The sequence below is a fragment of the Variovorax beijingensis genome, assembly GCF_003951285.1.
Classification (GTDB): domain Bacteria; phylum Pseudomonadota; class Gammaproteobacteria; order Burkholderiales; family Burkholderiaceae_C; genus Variovorax; species Variovorax beijingensis.
The window spans coordinates 168415-186637 of the sequence record NZ_RXFQ01000002.1; the positions used below are offsets into that span (position 1 = coordinate 168415).

Below are 18223 nucleotides of genomic sequence, written 5' to 3' on the forward strand. Positions count from 1 at the left end.
CATGTTCCTTTCGGAAAACAGCTATTGGCAAGAACGACGCAGCCGGGGCACGCCCCAGGCCCTGGCGTATTTCGCGGACATTCATCAGCACACGCGGCTGTACGGGATCCATGAAGGCGCAAAGCCCCGAGGGGCTAACGAACCCAAAATCACCCGAAAGGAAAAACTGGAGCGGCGGGAGATCGCGCGGCCTCAGCTTCATGGCATGCGCGCCGTGTTCGACTTCAACGAACATTTCATCGAGTTGAGCAATGCCGAAGAGGAGAAGCGTTCGCTCAGCTTCATGCTCCTGATACTCACGGGATTGATCTTGTGCCTGCCGCTGCTGGGATTGATCTGGTCCGTACCAGGCAAGGAAGTTTTTTCTCAACGCTGGATTCTCAACATGTCCATCGGGGGAGGGATGCTCCTCTTGGTGTTCTGCATGGTCTACTTCCTTGCATGGCCTTACCTCTTTGCACCGGCCTTCTTCACCAGTCTGCGTGCGCGCTACCGTTTCAACCGAACGACCCGCAAGGTCTACGCACTGCGGCCGAAGAAGTACGGCGGCAATGTGATGCTCGATTGGGATCGCGTGCAGGCGCATGTTCGCTGGGCGCCACCCACGTCATGGACGGCTGAGCAATTGGCATCCGATGAGACGGCGCGAGAAGAGCGGTTGCGTTCGGCTGGACTGGACAGCAACTTGCTGCTGTATTGGCCTCCTCTGGATGCGAACGACCCGGAACGCAAAGGCGAAGACGTGCTATGGGTCGGACCTACCGGCAGCGATGAAGCGTTGTGGCAATACATCCGCACGTATATGGAAGAAGGCATGCATGCCGTGCCCACACCTTCCGAGCGCGAATGGCTGCACAAAGGCTTCAGCGGCCCTGGTGAGCATCTGGAGGAAACCGTCATGCACGGCTCGCACATGCGCGACGACATCGTCGGCAAGGGAACCTCGGGGGCGACCTATGGGAACTACGCAGCGAATTTCCTCTGGGCGCCGCTGCACAGCCTGGCCGAGCGGCTGTGCTACTGGCCCACGTTCCCCCAGGAATGGAACAGCGACTGTGGCCAGCGCCGCCGAGAAAGTGGCATTGGCCCCGAGGAGCCGTTGCGCTGGGTGAGCAGAACTTGACTGCGTCGGGTCGGCGACGGAACTGAACCTCGCCAAGGGACAGATCGTGCTGCTCTCGCACGGCCTGGGCGACAAGGCCATCGAGTTCGTGCGAGCGGGGCAGCGCCTGCTGGACGAGAAACTGCACGCCGATGGAAGGCAGGTGGTCTACAGCAACAAGCACAATCCCAGGCCGGGCGGACGGGCGTGGAAGCGGCACTACGACCACAAGGGCGAGAAGATGCAGGCCCGGGTGGATCGGGCGTTGGCGCTGGGCGCGGACAACGCAGTGAAGAACATGCGCATTCCGTCGGTGGTCGGTGGCCTGGAGATCATGAGCCTGATCCCGACCTTCGGTCGCGCCAGCGAGCGCAGCGATGATCCAAGGGCGGGGAGCCAAAGCGCAGGCGCGCTGGCCGGCGCGATGGGAACCTGGAAGAGCTGGCGATCCGACTACTACGAAAAGAACGTCTACGAGGCGATCAAGGCCGAAGCACCGCTGGCCGCGCGGGCAAATCTGGTGACGGCATTGGACAATGAACTGCGCATGCTGAAGATCGGCGCGGCGCATTGGGTTGCGTCTGCTGCGGTGGTGGGGGTGGTTTGGGATGCGATTGATGGGAATACGGCGGACAAAGAAGGAAATACGCCCTTGATGCGTGCGTACTATGGCCGTGCCATTTCCGGTGGGGCCACGATCGGATCGACACTTTTGAGCGCTTACAACCTCAAGAACGTGAAGGTCGTTCTTTGGTGCACGCGCATTAGCCTCGTGGCCGGCGCTGCCACCTTGGCCTTGAGCTATGCCATTGAGAAGATGAAGGAGAAGGAGTGGGTCGACTGGCTCATGGCCGAACCTTTCCGGAAAGCTGACAGCAAAAAAATTCCGCATAGCAGCGAGCAATTCATGCTCAATCAGCTCGCCAATGCGATTGCAGATATGGACTGACGAACGGCAACCACATGTTTCTTTCAGAGAGCGGTTATCGACAGGAGCAACGCGGCGGAGGTACGCCTCCAGCGCTCGCGTACTTTGCGGACATCAACCAGTACACGCGGCTGTACGGAATTCAAGAAGGCGAGATACCTCGTCGACAGGGTGAGCCCAAACCCACGAGAAAGGAGAAGCTCGAGCAGCAGAAACTTGCACGGCCTCAACTCTATGGCATGCGCACGTTGTTCGACTTCAACGAGCACTTCATTGAGTTGAGCAATGCGGAAGAAGAAAAGCGTTCTCTTGGGTTCATGCTGCTGCTTCTGGGGGCGCTGATTCTGTCAGTACCGGTATTCGGCGTCACCACCCATTTCCTGCGACAGGGAGTGCTGGATTGGGTTCTGTGCCTCATGGCCATAGGCGTTTTTGCCTTGGAGTATTTCTTCTTGTGGCCATACTTTCTCGCCCCGGCTTTCTTCACCGGCTTGCGCGCGCGCTACCGCTTCAACCGAACCACCCGCAAGGTCTACGCACTGCGTCCAAAGAAGTACGGCGGCAATGTGGTGCTCGACTGGAACCGCGTGCAGGCGCACGTCCGATGGGCCCCACCAAAATCCTGGACGGCCGAGCAACTGGCAACGAGCGAGGCTGCGCGCGAAGAGCGCCTGCGCTCGGCGGGGCTGGACAGCAACCTGCTGTTGTACTGGCCCCCGCTGGATACCAACGACCCCGAGCGCAAAGGAGAAGACGTACTCTGGGTCGGTCCCACCGGCAGCGGTGAATCACTGTGGCAGTACATCCGCACCTTCATGGAGGACGGCATGCATGCCGTGCCCCCTCCTTCGAAGCATGAGTGGCTGCGCAAGGGCTTCAGTGGACCGAGCGAGCACCTGGAAGAAACCGTCATGCATGGCTCGCACATGCGTGACGACATCATCGGCAAAGGCACCTCGGGTGCGACCTTCACCAACTACGCGACGAACTTCCTGTGGGCACCGCTGCACAGCCTGGCCGAGCGGCTGTGCTACTGGCCCACGTTCCCAGAAGAATGGAACAGCGACTGTGGCCAGAAGCGTCGCGAGAGCGGTATCGGCCCCGAAGAGCCTCTGCGATGGACCTGCAAGCCTTGACGCCAGAGGCACGCCAATCCTCCGAGGGTCGCTTGGTGAATGCAATGGCGAACTCAAAGTGAGTTGATCGTGTTCCTCTCGGAGAATGGATATCAGAATGAGCGTCGCAGCCTGGGTGCCTCAAAGGCATTGGCTTACTACGCGGACATCAACCAGCACACGCGGTTGTACGGAATCCATGAAGGGGAGACGCCTCGCCGAGATGGTGAGCCCAAACCTACGAGAACGGAAAAGCTTGAGCAGCAGAAACTCGCACAGCCTCGGCTCTATGGCATGCGCACGTTATTCGACTTCAACGAGCACTTCATTGAGCTAAGCAATGCGGAAGAGGAAAAGCGTTCGCTCAGTTCATTGCTTTTTTTCCTTTTTGCCTTCGTCCTTGCCCTACCTTTTTACGTAGCTGTCAGTGCAATCCTCGGAACAGACCCTGCTTGGTTCGCTGGCGCGATGTTTGGAATGTTCCTCTTGGTGTTCTGCCTGTTGTACTTCTTGGCATGGCCCTACCTGTTCGCACCAGCCTTCTTCACCAGCCTGCGCGCACGCTACCGCTTCAACCGGACGACACGCAAGGTCTACGCACTGCGCCCAAAGAAATACGGCGGCAATGTGGTGCTCGACTGGGATCGCGTGCAGGCGCACGTCCGGTGGGCCCCCCCAAAATCCTGGACGGCCGAGCAGCTGGCTACGAGCGAGGTGGCGCGCGAAGAGCGCCTGCGCTCGGCGGGCCTGGACAGCAACCTGCTGTTGTACTGGCCCCCGCTGGATACCAACGATCCCGAGCGCAAAGGAGAGGACGTACTCTGGGTTGGTCCCAGCGGCAGCGGCGAGGCTTTGTGGCAATACATCCGAACCTTCATGGAGGAAGGCATGGATGCCGTACCCAGACCTTCCGAGCACGAGTGGCTGCGCAAAGGCTTCAGCGGCCCTGGCGAGCATCTGGAAGAAACCGTCATGCACGGTTCGCACTTGCGCGACGACATCATCGGCAAAGGCACCTCGGGCGCGACCTTCACCAACTACGCGACGAACTTCCTGTGGGCGCCGCTGCACAGTCTGGCCGAGCGGCTTTGCTACTGGCCCACGTTCCCCGAAGAATGGAACAGCGACTGCGGGCAGAAGCGTCGCGAGAGCGGCATCGGCCCCGAAGAGCCCATGCGATGGACCTGCAAACCTTGATGCCTAGAGCCACGCCAATCCACGGAAGGTTGCTTGGTGAACGCAATGGCGAACTCAAAGCGAGTTGAACCGTGTTCCTCTCAGAAAACAGTTATCGCAACGAACGTCGCAGCGAGGATGCTTCAAAGGCATTGGCGTACTACGCGGACATCAACCAGCACACGCGGCTGTATGGCATTCATGAGGGCGTGAAACCACACGGCGAAAACGAGCCAAAACCGACCCGCAAGGAGAAACTGCAGCAGCAGGAATACGCACGACCCTCGCTCCGCGGAATGGGCACGTTGTTTGACTTTAACGAGCACTTCATCGAGTTGAGCAACGCGGGGGAAGAGAAGCGCTCGCTTGGGTTCATGCTGCTTGTGTTGTTTGGACTCGTTACCTTGTTGCCAGTCTATTTTGTTGGCCTCATGCTTACTGCTCGCAGGCCATATCCGCAGGATTGGTACATCGCGATGGGCATCTTGTTACTGATGGGGGCTCTGGTTCTTCTCCTGATCTATTTCATGATTTGGCCCTACATGCTCGCCTCGACCTTTCTGACCAGCCTGCGCGCCCGTTACCGCTTCAATCGAACCACCCGCAAGGTCTACGCACTGCGTCCAAAGAAGTACGGCGGCAATGTGGTGCTCGACTGGGATCGCGTGCAGGCGCACGTCCGGTGGGCCCCGCCAAAATCCTGGACGGCCGAGCAGCTGGCTACGAGCGAGGTGGCGCGCGAAGAGCGCCAGCGCTCGGCGGGCCTGGACAGCAACCTGCTGTTGTACTGGCCCCCGCTGGATACCAACGATCCCGAGCGCAAAGGAGAAGACGTACTTTGGGTTGGGCCCACCGGCAGCGGTGAATCGTTGTGGCAGTACGTCCGGACCTTCATGGAAGATGGAATGGACGCTGTGCCGAAGCCCTCCGAGCACGAGTGGCTGCGCAAAGGCTTCAGCGGCCCGAGCGAGCACCTGGAGGAAACCGTTATGCACGGCTCGCACATGCGTGACGACATCGTCGGCAAGGGAACCTCGGGGGCGACCTATGGGAACTACGCAGCGAATTTCCTCTGGGCGCCGCTGCACAGCCTGGCCGAGCGGCTGTGCTGCTGGCCCACGTTCCCAGAAGAATGGAACAGCGACTGTGGCCAGAAGCGTCGCGAAAGCGGCATCGGCCCCGAAGAGCCATTGCGCTGGCCGTGCAGGGCGTCGAGGTAGCACGGCATAGCGTGCAGGGCCGAACTGCAGCCTGATTGAGGACCCTTCATGTTCGTTCGCGAAAACAGCTACCGGTTGGCCTGGCGCCGCTCCCCCGAAAAAGGCCGCGTCCACATCAACCTGGAAGGGCAAAAACACTGGCCTACCCAGCGATCCGGCGCGCGCGGCGTCGAGATACCAAGTCGGGCTGCCTACGCCCAGAACGATGCGTACCTGGAACTGTGCAACCCGGGGTGGGATTTGCAGTGGCGTACCGGAATGGGGAATCTCTATGTCGTCCTTCCGGCTCTCGTGCTGATATGGATGTGGTACGGATTGGCCGTTCATCCATTGCTGTTCAAGCAGATCATTTTTTTCTTCGTGATCAGCGATCGTGTTTCGTCGACGGATCTGTGGCTAGGCTGGCTCCTGCTATTTCCCCTTGCGTTAGCCAGTGCCTTCATGATCTTCGCGTGGTTCCACTACATGGGCATGCGCACCTGCTTCTTCACCCATGCCAGGGGGCGCATCCGCTTCAACCGGCTCACCCGCAAGGTGTATGTGCTGCGACCCGGCTATTGCGGCGGCAACGTAGTGCTGGACTGGGAACGCTTGGTGGCGCTGCTCGAACCCGAAGGCACCACCGCAGGCGCCAAGCAGACCATCAAGGCGCTGGCGCCTTACCACCCGCCGTTCGATCCGACCGATCCGAGCGCCAAAGGCGAAGACTGCATCTTCGTCGGCCCGGGACTGTCGGGTCCGCAGGAGGCGGCGTTTCTGTGGGAGTACATCCGCCAATACATGGAAGTCGGCCCCACCATCGATCACGTGCCCGCCGATGCTTCTTCCACCTACAAGGGCATCGCCCGCTACCTGCATCCGGACTACACGACCTATTGCGGCAAGCCCGACGCGCGCCAGTACGGGTTGGAGCAGAAGCCGGGCTTCATGGAGACGAGCTTTCACATGATCAGCCAAGTCACCTGCTCATGGCCGGCATTCCCAAAGGAATGGCAAAGCGATTCAGGGATGGGCGAACCGGAAGACAGGCCTGTGCAGACGGGCGCTGTGATGACGGCTCTCGTCTACCGGTCACAGGGCAAGCTGAGCAAGGCCGACGAGATCGAGTTCCTGCAGCATTGGGGAATGGCCGAGGCCGCGCAAGAAGCGATGTCACGCAAGGAGTGAATGCGGGTGCAAAGAGCCGTGCACGAGCGATTAGACGCAGAGTTTCGGCAGGCTGAGCTGCAGCCTGCATAAAGGAACGGATGTGTTCATACGAGAAGAGGGTTATGCGCGACTGCATCGCTTGGGAATAAGCAAAAGTCGAGCACACATCAATCTGGAAGGCCAGAAGCACTGGCCGCCTGACCGTTCCGGGGCGCGCGGCATCGAAATTCCCAGTCGAACTGCCTACGCCCAGAACGATGCGTACCTGGAACTGTGCAATCCCGGGTGGGATTTGCAGTGGCGTGCCGGAATCGGCAATCTCTACATCATCTTGCCAGCTATTCTGGTTATCTGGTGTTGGTACGGATTCGCAGTTCACCCTGTGTTGTTTGGAAAGATTATTTTTTTCTTTCCTGTAGTCGACTATCGGCCAAGGGACTGGCCTTTCCTGTTGATGGGCTGGCTACTGCTTTTTCCGTTGGCGATAGGTAGCGCATTCTTGATCTATATGTGGCTCTATCGAATGGGAATGCGCACATGCTTTTTTTCCTATGCAAGAGGCCGTATCCGGTTCAATCGACTGACTCGTAAGGTGTACGTGTTGCGCCCTGATTACTGCGGCGGCAATGTTGTATTGGACTGGGAGCGACTCGTCGCCCTTTTCGATCCGCAAAGCACCAGTCGATGGGACAAACAAAGCATCGCCATGCTCGCGCTTTACCACGCGCCCTTCGATTCTTCGGATCAAACAGCCAAAGGCGAAGACTGCATCTTCGTGGGCCCAGGCTTGTCGGGTCCGCAGGAGGCAGCGTCTCTGTGGGAGTACATCCGCCAGTACATGGAGGTCGGACCTACGGTCGATCATCTTCCCGCCGATGCCTCTTCCACCTACAAGGGCATTGCCCGCTACCTGCATCCTGACTACACCACCTATTGCGGAAAGCCGAGCCGACGCCAGTACCAGGTGGAGCAGAAGCCGGGCTTCATGGAAACAAGCTTCCACATGATGAGTCAAGTTACCTGCTCATGGCCCGCATTCCCGAAGGAATGGCAAAGCGATTCAGGTGTTGGAGAGCCCGAGGAAAAACCAGTGCAGGCCGGTGCCGTGATGACAGCGCTCGTTTACCGGGCACAGGGCAAGCTGAGCAAGGCTGACGAGATCGAGTTCCTGCAGCACTGGGGAACGACCGAGGCCCAGCAAGAAGCGATGACCCGCAAGCAGTGAATGCGACTGCAAATTGCCGCGCACGCACTGCTCCGGACGCATCTGCGCGAATGATGAACCGGGCTGCGCCTTCGCTCAGCCCGCCACACCAAACCCCGTGTCGAACGTCCCCTTCACATCCAGCGGCTGCCTGATGAGCCCCACCTGCCGATAGAAATCCGCCGTGCCCTGCTGGTCGGCGATGACCTGCGCATCGATGGGTATCCACCTCTGCTGGCGGCGCTCGAACTGCAGCTTGGCCGCTTCGGGCGGAATGCCGATGATGCGGGCCAGCGCGGCCGAGTAGGCATCGACGTTGCGGTACGACCAGAGCTGGGCCTTCACCACGCGTTGCAGAAAGTCCTGCAGCACCGGGCGCTTGGCGGCAATGGCGGCGTCGGTGGCCGCGAGGTAGCTGAGCCCCGGCAGCAGCCCGCGACCGCTCACGAGCACGCGCGCATGGCGGCTGACCTCGGCCAGCGCGGTGTAGGGCTCCCAGGTGGCCCAGGCATCGACCGAGCCCTGCGTGAGCGCGAGCTTGGCGTCGGCCGGCGCGAGGAAGCGGATGTTCACCTCCTCGGGCTTGAGGCCGGCCGCGGTGATGGCCTTGAGCGTCACGTAGTGGCCGATGGAGCCTCGGTTGGTCGCGATGCTCTTGCCCTTGAGATCGGCCGCGGTCTTGAGCGGCGAATCGGGCCGCACGAGCACTGCAGTGCCGTACGAATCCGAACGGTTCGCGCCGATGGCCTTGACGCGCGTGCCGGCCGCAAGCGCGAAGATGAGCGGCGCATCGCCGATGGGGCCGGAGTCGACCGCCGCGGCATTCAGCGCTTCGGCGAGCGGCGCGGCCGCGGGGAACTCGGACCACTGGATGTCGTAGCCCAGGCCTTCGAGTCCGCCGGCCGCTTCGAGCAGCGCGCGCAGTCCGCCCTTCTGGTCGCCGGCCTTGAGAACGGGGCGGGCCTGTGCTCTTGCTTTCACAGAAATGGCCCCAAAGGCAATCACGGCGGCAGCGCCGCCTGCGCGCAGGACACCCCGGCGCGATACGGGGCGTGAGAAGGATGCGGTCATCGAGAACTCCAGTTGTTTTTCTTCAGAGCAGCAGTTCGGGTTCCGCTTCGACCAGGCCTTGATAAAGGCTGTCGAAGGAATGGATGGCCCCCTCCGGGCCGCCGATCTGGCTGTGCGTGTGGCGCGCTGTGTCTTCGTCGATGGGCTGCGGCTTGCCGGCGGCCTCGGCGAGCAGTTGCGTGTGGCAGGCGTTGTCGAGCGCGATGTACCACCACGCGGCGGCCTCGACCGTGGGCCCCGCGGTCAGGATGCCGTGGTTCTTGAGGATCGCGCCCTTCTTGTCGCCCAGCGCCCGCGCGATGCGCTCGCCCTCGCTGGCGTCGACCACCATGCCGGTGAAGTCGTCGAACAGTGCCACATCGTCGTGGAACACGCAGCTGTCCTGCGTGATCGTCTCGAGCTTGCGGCCCAGCGTGGACCAGGCCTTGCCGTAGGTCGAGTGCGTGTGGGCGGCGGCAACGACTTTCGGGTTGTGCTCGTGGATCGCGGCGTGGATCGCGAAGGCGGCCTTGTTGAGCGGCCGGTCGCCGATCACCGTCTCGCCCTTCGAATTGACGAGCAGCAGGTCGGAAACCTTGATGCGCGAGAAGTGGATGCCCAGCGGGTTGACCCAGAAGTGATCGCCGAGCTCCGGGTCGCGCGCGGTGATGTGGCCCGCGAGGCCTTGGGCGAAGCCGAAGCGGGCGAACAGGCGGAACGCGCCTGCAAGGCGCTCCTGCCGATGGCGGCGCTCGGCCTGCACGCTGGTGCGCGGCGGGATCGGGTCGAACCAGTACTTCTGCTGCGGGTTGGGGTTGAGCTTCAGCGGCTGAGTCGCGTGGCGGTCGATGGAAAGCACGGCATTCATCGGGGATCTCTTTGGGGTATTGGGTGCTGCTCCTTCCCCTTCCGGGGGAAGGCTGGGATGGGGGCATGACGGCTTCAGAAGCCATGGCAGTGGTCGAGGCCGCTTGCCCCCACCCCGGCCCTCCCCCGGAGGGGAGGGAGAAAGTCAGGTCACGCTGCTTTACGGATGGATGCCGCGCGCTGCGCCACCAGTTCGCGCGTGCGCGGAATCAGCTCGCGGCCATAGTCGGTCGCGTCTTCCAGCGGATCGAAGCCGCGGATCAGGAAGGTGGTCACGCCCAGGTCGTAGTAGTCGAGCAGCGCATCGGCCACCTGCTCGGGCGTGCCGACCAGCGCGGTGCTGTTGGAGCGGCCTCCGATCTCCTGCGCCACCGCCGTCCACAGGCGCTTGTCGAGCCGCGTGCCCTTCTCGGCCGCTGCCAGCAGGCGCTTCGCGCCTTCGCTCTGCTGCGGGCCGCCGCGGTTGTAGCCCTGCACCACGCGCAGGCGCTTCGTCTCGGCCAGGATGTTCTCGGCGCGCGCCCATGCGGCCTCTTCCGTCTGCGCCAGGATCGGGCGGAACGACACCGAGAAGCGCACGCTGCGCCCGTGCTTCGCGGCCTCGGCGCGCACGCGCGCCGTGAGCTCTCGCGCCTGGTCGAGCGATTCGCCCCACAGCGCATACACGTCGGCGTATTTGCCGGCCACCGGAATGGCCGCCTCCGAGGCACCGCCGAAGTACACCGGCACATGCGGCCTGCCATTGCGCGCCTGCACCGGCTTCACTTCGGAAAACGCGTTCTGGAAGCGGTAGTGCGCGCCTTCGTGGTCGAAGGGCTTCTCGCTGGTCCACACCTTGTGCAGCACCTCCAGGTATTCGTCGGTGCGGGCATAGCGCTGGTCGTGGCCGAGCCAGTCGCCGTCGCGCCGCTGCTCCTCGTCGGAGCCGCCCGAGATGTAGTGCACGGCGAGCCGGCCGCCGCTGAACTGGTCGAGCGAGGCGAACTGCCGCGCGGCCAGCGTGGGAGCGACGAAGCCGGGGCGATGCGCAAGCATGAAGTGGATGCGCTCGGTGACCGAGGCGGCGTAGGCCACGGTCAGCGTGGCGTCGGGGCTGGTGGAATGGTGCGGCACCAGCACGCGGTCGAAGCCGGCGTTCTCGTGCGCCTGGGCGAAGGCGCGCACGTAGTCGCGGTCGATGGCCGGGCCCTTGGCCGCGTGGATCTCCGAGACCTTCTGGCCCTGGATCATGCCGATGAATTCAATGTCGTTCTGGCTCATGGTGTCCTCGTGTTTTCAGGGTGATGTGTGTGTTGTTCAGACGACGGGCGGGCGCAGCAGGCTCTCGAAGCGGCGGTCCCACAGGGGCTTCACGTCGGCGGGTCCGTCGAGCACGCCGATCTTCAGGAAGGTGTCGGCCACCTCCTGGTGGCTGCGCACCACCGCATCGGTGACCGGGCCCAGGCTGTAGTCGCCGCTGCGGCCGTTGAAGAGCTCGACCAGGTCGCCGACCGGCACGCGCGTCTCGGCCGACTGCGCCCGCGCATAGGCCAGGAAGTTGCCGTTGATCCATGCGAAGGCGCGCTGCAGGCGCTGCAGCAGGTCGCCCAGCGCTGCACTGCGCAGTTCGTCGTCGAGCGCACGCGGATTGGCGTAGATCGGGAAGTTGCCCGAGAGGTAGCCCACGCCGGTCTTGATGGTGCGCGCGCCGTACTGCGTGCGCGCCAGCTGGCCGTTGTAGCCGTAGATGGCCCAGGCATCGAGATCGCCGCGCGCGAAGGCCGAAAGGCCGTCCGACGGCGTGAGGCTCACCGCCTGGATGTCGCTGAACGACAGGCCCGCCTCGGCCAGCTGCCGGGCCAGGTAGTAGTGCGAAGTGGTGGCGCGCACGTAGCCCACGCGCTTGCCCTTGAAGTCGGCGATGCGGCGGATCGGCGAATCCTTGCGCGCCAGCGTGGCCTGGTTGTTCAGGTCTTCGTGCGTCACCGCCACCAGCCGCACGCTGGATTTCTGGCGCGCCGCGAACACCGGCGGGATCTCGCTGCCCGAGCCCAGGTCGAGCGCATCGCCGTTGATGGCCTCGATGTGCAGCACGCCGTTGTTGAATTCGCGCCAGTCGATTTTGTAGGGCGTGTTGGCCTGGCCGGAGGCCTGCAGCAGCGGCCGCCAGAGGCCCTTGTAGGTGCCCACGCGCAGCGTGACGCCGGAGAGGTCGCGCGCCGGTGCCGCGCCGGCCGCGGCCAGGGCGCTCCAGCCCGCGGCGGCCTGGAGCAGGCGTCGCCTGTCGATCGGAAAGTCGGATGTCATGCACCGGACCGTACCGAGGCAGGCGGCAAAAGCGAACGCAGAAAAACGAGTTTGCATATGCGGGATGCGTCGTTTCCGGCGCGGCGCGGTCCCGGTACTGTGCGCAGCCATGAGTGCACTCCCCTTGCGCCGCCCGCCGGCCCCGAACGAAGACCCCAGGCCTGCCACCGTCGATGCCGCGCTGCTCGCGCATCTGTCGGCGCAGTTCGCCGCCACCGCGGCCGACCACGACCGCAGCGGCGCCTTTCCGCATCCGAACTTCGCGGCCTTGCAGTCGCACGGCCTCGTCGGCCTGGTGGCGCCTGCGGCGCACGGCGGCGGCGGCGCCACGCTGGCCACGGCGCGGCGCGTGATCGCGGCCGTGGCGCGCGGCGAGCCGGCCACCGCGCTGATCCTGACGATGACCTACCTGCAGCACCACGCCCTCGCGCGCAGCGACAGCCGCTGGCCGCCGCATCTGCGCGAGCGCGTGCTGCGCAGTGCGGTGGAACGCGGTGCGCTCATCAATGCGCTGCGCGTCGAGCCCGCGCTCGGTTCGCCCGCGCGCGGCGGGCTGCCCGCGACGGTCGCGCGCCGCGAAGGCAGCGGCTGGAGGATCGACGGCCACAAGCTCTACACGACGGGCATCGAGGGCCTGTCGTGGCTCGCCGTATGGGCCCGCACCGACGAGACCGCGCCGCGCACCGGCGTGTTCCTGGTGCCGCGCAATGCGCCCGGCGTGCGAGTGATCGCGAGCTGGGACCACCTGGGCCTGCGCGCCTCGGGCAGCCACGAAGTGGTGTTCGAGAACGTGGCGATCGAGCTGGATCACGCGGTCGACCTTCGTGCACCGGCCGACTGGGCACCCGACGCCGGCAGCCAGACCGACATCGACGCCCACGCCGCGCAGCAGGCCTGGATGACGGTGCTGCTCGGCAGCCTCTACGACGCGGTGGCGCAGGCTGCGCGCGGCTGGCTGGTCGGCTTCCTGAACCATCGTGCGCCCGGCAGCCTGGGCGCGCCGCTCGCGAGCCTTGCGCGCGTGCAGGAGCACGTGGGAGAGATCGAGGCGCTGCTGCGCACCAACCGCGTGCTGCTCGACGATGCCACCCGTGCCGTCGACGAAGGCCGCGCGCAGCCAGCCGCCGACAGCGGCCTGCTCAAGTACACCGTGACGGGCAACGCCATCCGCGCGGTCGAACTCGCGCTGCAGCTGAGCGGCAACCACGGCCTCGCGCGGCAGAACCCGCTGGAGCGGCACTACCGCGACGTGCTGTGCAGCCGCATCCACACGCCGCAGAACGACGCGATCCTGATTGCGGCGGGCAAGCGCGCATTGCTTTCCGAGGGAGCCGCCGCATGACCGATCTGCTGTTCTCGAAAGTCTCGCGCCGCCATTGGCTCAGGCAAGGCGCGGCGCTTTCGCTCGCAGCCGCCGCGCCGCTGCGCGCATGGGCCCAACCGCAGGCCACGCTGGTGCTCGGCGACCAGGCCGGCGGCCTGCGCGCGCTGTTCGAAGCCTCCAAGGCCCTCGAAGGCGTGCCCTTCGCCTACCGCTGGGCCAACTTCCAGGGCGCGGCGCCGCTGTTCGAGGCGCAGCGCAGCGCGGCCGTCGACACCGCGGTGGCCGGCGACCTGCCGGTGCTGGCCGCGGCGGTCGGCCGGACGCCGCTGAAGATCGTCGCCACGCGCGTCGGCAAAGCCGATGCGCTGGGCATCGTGGTGCAGCCCGATTCGCCGTTGCGCAAGGTGGCCGACCTGCGCGGCAAGACCGTGATCGTCTCGTCCGCGCGCGGCAGCATCTCGCAATACCAGCTCTACGGCGCGCTCGAAGAGGCCGGCGTGCGGCGCGACGAGGTCACGGTGAAGTTCGTGCTGCCGACCGATGCGGCCGCGGCATTCGCGTCGAGGCAGATCGACGCCTGGGCCGTCTTCGATCCCTACTACACGATCGCGCTGCAGCAGGGCGGGCGCATCCTGCGCGACGGGCGCGGCATCAACACGGCGCTGGGCTTCATCACCGCCAGCGAACCTTCGCTGGCCGACCCCGCCAAGCGCGCCGCCATCGTGCAGTTTCTGGACCGGCTCGCGCGCGCGGGCGAATGGGCGCTGGCCAACCCCGAGGCCTATGCGCAGGCCTACAGCCAGCTCACGCGCCTGCCGATCGAATCGGCCCGCATCATCACGGCGCGCGCCTCGGTCACGGGCCGGCCGGTGTCCGAGGCCGACATTGCCGCGCTGCAGACGGTGGCCGACCGCTCGGCACGCGACGGCATCCTGCCTGTGCGCGTGGATGTGCGCGCCATCACCGATGCGCAGCTGTGGAAGCGTCTCGCGTGAGCCGCGCGCTTGACGCCATCGCGCCGCTGCGCGAATTCGTCGTCGCGTTCGGCCGCCTGCTCGACAGCGGCCCCGGCGAGCCGCGCATTCTTTCCGAAGGCGGCGCGCTGCTTCACACGCTGGTTGCGCGCGACGACTGGCTGCCCGATGCCTTTGCCCAACCCGACCCGGCGCGCTACCAGCAGTTCCTGCTGCATGCCGACAGCACCGAGCGCTTCTCGGTCGTGAGCTTTGTCTGGGGACCGGGGCAGGCGACGCCGGTGCACGACCACACGGTGTGGGGCCTGATCGGCATGCTGCGCGGCGCCGAATACAGCCAGCCCTATGCCGTCGGCAGCGATGGCCTGGCACGGCCGCAAGGCGAAGCGGTGCGGCTGGACGCCGGCGGCGTGGAGGCCGTATCGCCCACCGTGGGCGACCTGCATCGCGTGCGCAACGCGCACGCAGACCGCGTGTCGATCAGCATCCACGTGTACGGCGCCAACATCGGCGCCGTGCAGCGGCATACTTACCCGGCGGAGGGCGGACGCAAGCCCTTCGTCTCGGGCTACTCCAACACGCTGCTTCCCAACCTGGGGGACCGCTCCGCCGAACTCAGATCGACGACATCCGCATGACGACCACCGCCGCCCTCTTCCCCCTTCTGCCCGTTGCCGCCGTGCGCGCGCGCCTGCTCGCACGCGAGGAAACCGCACTGCTCGACGTGCGCGAAGAAGATCCCTTCGCGCAGGAACATCCGCTGTGGGCCGCCAACCTGCCGCTCTCGCGCATCGAGATCGAAGCCTGGCGGCGCATTCCGCGGCGGGACACCTTCATCGTGCTGTACGGCGCGCACGGCGGCATCGACCTGGCGCCGCTCGCCGCGCGCACGCTGGCCGCGCTGGGCTACACGAACCTGCACCTGCTCGAAGGCGGCCTCGAAGGCTGGCGCGCGGCCGGCGGCGAGCTGTTCCGCGACGTGAACGTGCCGAGCAAGGCCTTCGGCGAGCTGGTCGAGCACGAGCGGCACACGCCCTCGCTCTCCGCGCCCGAGGTGAAGGCGTTGGTCGAGGGCCAGGCCAATGTGGTGGTGCTCGACGCGCGCCGCTTCGACGAATACCGCACCATGAGCATTCCCTCGGCCACCAGCGTGCCCGGAGCGGAACTGGTGCTGCGCGTGCGCGAGCTGGCACCCGATCCGTCGACGCAGGTGATCGTCAATTGCGCGGGCCGCACGCGCAGCATCATCGGCACGCAGTCACTGGTGAATGCGGGCATTCCGAACCCGGTGGCGGCGCTGCGCAACGGCACCATCGGCTGGAAGCTCGCGGGGCAGGTGCTCGACCATGGCGCGGACCGCAAGGCGCCGGCCGCGGTGTCGGAGGCGCATCGCGCACAGGCTCAGGCCGACGCGCGGCGCGTGGCGGACAAGGCCGGCGTGCGCCGCATCGCGCTCGATGCGCTGCACACGCTGGAAGCCCCTGGGCGCACCGTGTACCGCTTCGACGTGCGCACGCCCGAGGAATACGAGGCCGGCCACCTGCCCGGCTTTGCGAGCGCGCCCGGCGGCCAGCTGGTGCAGGAAACCGATCACCAGGTGCCGGTGCGCGGCGCACGCATCGTGCTGGCCGACGACGACGGTGTGCGGGCGTCGATGAGCGCGTCCTGGCTCGCGCAGATGGGGTGGGAGGTCTACGTGCCCGACACGGTGCCGCCCGCTTCGGCCTTCACCGAGACTGCGGTGCCGCCGACCGCCCATCCGCCCGCCGCGGCCGCCGTGGCAGAGATCTCGCCCACGGAGCTGGCGGCCCTGCTGAAGCAGCAGATCGGTACGGCGGTGATCGACGTGACCACCAGCGCCAACTATGTGAAGCGCCACATCCCGGGTGCCTGGTACGCCATCCGCGCGCAGCTCGCGGGTGCGGTCGATGCGGTCATTCCCGCATCGCGACGCTATGTGCTGACCTGCGGCAGCAGCCTGCTCGCACGCTACGCCGCGGCCGACCTGCGCCTGCTGCTCGATGCGCGCGGCCAGCGCGATGTGGAAGTGCTGGTGCTGGCCGGCGGCAACTCGGCATGGTTCGCTGAAGGCCTCGAAGCCGAATCGGGCGAGACGCGGCTCGCGACACCGCGCACCGACCGCTACCGCAGGCCCTACGAAGGCACCGATGCGCCGGCGGAGGCCATGCAGGCCTACCTGGACTGGGAGTTCGGACTGGTGGCGCAACTGGCGCGCGACGGCACGCATCACTTCCGCGTGATCTGAACGCCGAACGCCCGGGGCCACGCCCAAAAAGCAAAAGGCCGGGGATCACCCGGCCTTGCCTGAAACCTGGGCCTCGCCAAGGCGGGACCCGTGCGCCGGTCAGCTCGGCTCAGCGCTCTTGAAGAGTGCCGCGACCTTGCGCTTGGTCTTGATGTTGCTCGAGATGCCGCGTGAAGGCGCCGCCTTGGCAGCGGCTTCCCATGCCGGCGTGGCGTCGGCCTGGCCCGGTTCGTAGGGCTTGTCGAAGAACGGATCGCGCGGTGCGGAAGGTGCGCGGTGCGGGCGTCCGCCGCCGCGCCGGGCTTCGGTCTCGCGGCGCTCGCGCGGCTGGTCGAGCACGTCGCGCGCGTCGCCGGCTTCGCCTTCTTCGCGCCAGTGGCGGCGTCCGTCGTTGATGCGGCCGCGCGGGCGGTCTTCCTCGAACTCGACGGGTTCGAGTTCGATCTTCTTCTTGATCAGCTTCTCGATGTCGGCCACCAGGCGCGCATCGTTGCCGCCGCTCGCAAAGCTCACGGCCAGGCCCGAGGCGCCGGCGCGGCCGGTGCGGCCGATGCGGTGCACGTAGTCTTCGGCGTTGAACGGAATGTCGAAGTTGAAGACCGCGGGCACGTCCTTGATGTCGAGGCCGCGGGCCGCGACGTCGGTGCACACCAGGAGGTCGACCTCACCGGCCTTGAACGAGGCGAGCGCCTTCAGCCGTTCGTCCTGGCTCTTGTCGCCGTGCAGCGCGGTGGTGCGAAGGCCGTCGCGCTCGAGCGAACGCGCCAGGCGCGCACAGCCGAGCTTGCTGTTGACGAACACGAAGGCCTGCGTGATGCCGCGCTGCTTCACGATCTGCTTGAGCGCGCGGCGCTTGTCGTCGTCGGTCACGCTGTAGAAGTGCTGTTCGACCGTGGAGGCCGTTTCGTTCGGCCGTGCCACCTCGATGGTGACCGGGTTCTGCAGGTAGCTGCTCGCAAGCCGCTTGATCTCGGGCGAGAAGGTGGCCGAGAACAGCAGCGTGGTGCGCTGCTTGGGCAGGTAGCTCAGGATGCGCTGCAGGTCGGGCAGGAAGCCGATGTCCAGCATGCGGTCGGCCTCGTCGAGCACCACGTATTCCACCTGGTTGAGCACCGCGTTCTTGGCCTCGATGTGATCGAGCAGCCGGCCCGGCGTGGCCACCAGCACTTCGACGCCCTTCTTGAGCTCGAGCGTCTGAGGCTTCATGTCGATGCCGCCGAACACCACCGTGCTGCGCAGGTTGGTGTACTTGGCGTACAGCTTGACCTGTTGGGCCACCTGGTCGGCCAGTTCGCGCGTGGGCAGCAGCACCAGCGCACGCACCGGATGCCGCGCGGGCGAGGTGGAGGCGTTCTCGTGCTTGAGCATGCGCTGCAGCAGCGGCAACGAAAACGCCGCGGTCTTGCCGGTGCCGGTCTGCGCGGCCCCCATCACGTCCTGCCCCGAAAGCACGACCGGAATGGCCTGTTCCTGGATGGGAGTCATGGTCTCGTAGCCCATTTCGGCTACGGCGCGCGCCAGCGGTTCCGCCAGCGATAGATTGGAGAAGGAGCTTGTCATTA

Annotated in this window: 16 protein-coding genes; 11 read left to right on the plus strand and 5 right to left on the minus strand. The window is 65.3% G+C overall.

From position 1 onward, the window contains the following. The first annotated feature begins 1 nt into the window (after position 1). The 7 genes from EJO66_RS03865 (at position 2) to EJO66_RS03895 (ending at position 7915) form a co-directional block, all read left to right on the plus strand. Positions 2–1123 carry an MFS transporter gene (locus EJO66_RS03865; RefSeq protein WP_124956217.1) on the plus strand — a complete coding sequence of 374 codons (1122 nt, stop codon included), beginning with the start codon at positions 2–4 and terminating at the stop codon, positions 1121–1123. 46 nt (positions 1124–1169) lie between these two features. Further along, on the plus strand, positions 1170–2051 hold the full coding sequence (locus EJO66_RS03870; protein WP_185738246.1) for a hypothetical protein: 882 nt from the start codon (positions 1170–1172) through the stop codon (positions 2049–2051). A 14-nt stretch (positions 2052–2065) separates the two neighbouring features. Further along, positions 2066–3166, plus strand: coding sequence for an MFS transporter (locus EJO66_RS03875; protein WP_125964665.1), 1101 nt, complete (start codon positions 2066–2068; stop codon positions 3164–3166). Between the two features lie 69 nt (positions 3167–3235). After that, positions 3236–4342: an MFS transporter gene (locus tag EJO66_RS03880; protein ID WP_124956221.1), complete on the plus strand. Its 1107-nt coding sequence runs from the start codon at positions 3236–3238 to the stop codon at positions 4340–4342. Between the two features lie 71 nt (positions 4343–4413). Continuing rightward, positions 4414–5541, plus strand: a complete 1128-nt coding sequence (locus EJO66_RS03885) for an MFS transporter (RefSeq protein WP_125964666.1) — start codon at positions 4414–4416, stop codon at positions 5539–5541. A 48-nt stretch (positions 5542–5589) separates the two neighbouring features. After that, positions 5590–6708 (plus strand): ABC transporter A family member, encoded by a 1119-nt coding sequence (locus tag EJO66_RS03890; RefSeq protein WP_124956225.1) that lies wholly within the window; start codon positions 5590–5592, stop codon positions 6706–6708. 82 nt (positions 6709–6790) lie between these two features. Next, positions 6791–7915, plus strand: coding sequence for a DUF6708 domain-containing protein (locus tag EJO66_RS03895; RefSeq protein ID WP_125964667.1), 1125 nt, complete (start codon positions 6791–6793; stop codon positions 7913–7915). 75 nt (positions 7916–7990) lie between these two features. Here the strand turns inward: EJO66_RS03895 and EJO66_RS03900 are convergent, their stop codons facing one another. The 4 genes from EJO66_RS03900 to EJO66_RS03915 all read right to left on the minus strand — a co-directional run bounded on the left by EJO66_RS03900 (position 7991) and on the right by EJO66_RS03915 (position 12097). Beyond that, positions 7991–8965 carry an ABC transporter substrate-binding protein gene (locus tag EJO66_RS03900; RefSeq protein WP_125964668.1) on the minus strand — a complete coding sequence of 325 codons (975 nt, stop codon included), beginning with the start codon at positions 8963–8965 and terminating at the stop codon, positions 7991–7993. A gap of 22 nt (positions 8966–8987) precedes the next feature. Continuing rightward, positions 8988–9812 (minus strand): class II aldolase/adducin family protein, encoded by an 825-nt coding sequence (locus EJO66_RS03905; protein WP_125964669.1) that lies wholly within the window; start codon positions 9810–9812, stop codon positions 8988–8990. Positions 9813–9961: 149 nt separating this feature from the next. Further along, a complete protein-coding gene (locus tag EJO66_RS03910; protein WP_125964670.1) occupies positions 9962–11071 on the minus strand; it encodes an LLM class flavin-dependent oxidoreductase in 1110 nt (369 codons plus the stop codon). A 36-nt stretch (positions 11072–11107) separates the two neighbouring features. Further along, positions 11108–12097 (minus strand): ABC transporter substrate-binding protein, encoded by a 990-nt coding sequence (locus EJO66_RS03915; RefSeq protein WP_125964671.1) that lies wholly within the window; start codon positions 12095–12097, stop codon positions 11108–11110. Positions 12098–12206: 109 nt separating this feature from the next. Between EJO66_RS03915 and EJO66_RS03920 the strand changes: the two genes are divergently transcribed. The 4 genes from EJO66_RS03920 to EJO66_RS03935 are packed head-to-tail and all read left to right on the plus strand — an operon-like array spanning position 12207 to position 16661. Next, positions 12207–13439, plus strand: coding sequence for an acyl-CoA dehydrogenase family protein (locus tag EJO66_RS03920; RefSeq protein ID WP_125964672.1), 1233 nt, complete (start codon positions 12207–12209; stop codon positions 13437–13439). Beyond that, entirely contained in the window at positions 13436–14416 is a 981-nt protein-coding gene (locus EJO66_RS03925) for an ABC transporter substrate-binding protein (RefSeq protein WP_125964673.1), read from the plus strand. The genes EJO66_RS03920 and EJO66_RS03925 overlap by 4 nt, the downstream gene beginning before the upstream one ends. Further along, positions 14413–15033, plus strand: a complete 621-nt coding sequence (locus EJO66_RS03930; RefSeq protein WP_125964674.1) for a cysteine dioxygenase family protein — start codon at positions 14413–14415, stop codon at positions 15031–15033. Before EJO66_RS03925 ends, EJO66_RS03930 begins: the two co-directional genes overlap by 4 nt. Next, positions 15030–16661, plus strand: a complete 1632-nt coding sequence (locus EJO66_RS03935; RefSeq protein ID WP_125964675.1) for a rhodanese-related sulfurtransferase — start codon at positions 15030–15032, stop codon at positions 16659–16661. Before EJO66_RS03930 ends, EJO66_RS03935 begins: the two co-directional genes overlap by 4 nt. Positions 16662–16760: 99 nt before the next feature. Here EJO66_RS03935 and EJO66_RS03940 read toward each other — a convergent pair whose 3' ends face one another. Further along, positions 16761–18221: a DEAD/DEAH box helicase gene (locus tag EJO66_RS03940; RefSeq protein ID WP_124956247.1), complete on the minus strand. Its 1461-nt coding sequence runs from the start codon at positions 18219–18221 to the stop codon at positions 16761–16763. Positions 18222–18223: the final 2 nt, after the last annotated feature.